The sequence below is a fragment of the Pseudomonas sp. BAV 4579 genome (genome assembly GCF_009765395.1).
GTDB classification, from domain to species: Bacteria; Pseudomonadota; Gammaproteobacteria; order Pseudomonadales; family Pseudomonadaceae; genus Chryseomonas; species Chryseomonas aestiva.
Map to the genome: position 1 here is coordinate 1 of NZ_WHOV01000296.1, position 306 is coordinate 306.

Consider the following 306-nt stretch of genomic DNA (forward strand, 5'->3'; position numbering starts at 1 on the left):
AAGCCAGGTCAGCGGCCTCAAATACAGCGGAAAGGCCTCCGGCCTGCTCGATGAGGTCACCGCGCGCCTGGGCTTGGGGTGGCGTTACTCGCCGGTCGAGCGCGCTGTGCGGATCAGCTACTTCGAGACGCGAGTCTTCGACGTCTGGTCCTTTGGTGACAAGCAGGTCATCGCCAGCACGGTGAAATCCGGGATGGCCACCCTCCTCGGCCGCCAGGCCGGCTACAGCGGAGTGCTGTCAGTAGGACGGGGGCAGACGCCTACGCTGCGCCTGGTGGTCGATCGCGATCGGGAGATCGCCCACTT

At 65.7% G+C, this 306-nt stretch carries 1 pseudogene; it reads left to right on the forward strand.

The features are described from left to right. Window positions 1-306 (forward strand): annotated as a pseudogene (locus tag GSQ95_RS26050) (hypothetical protein); the annotation flags it as partial.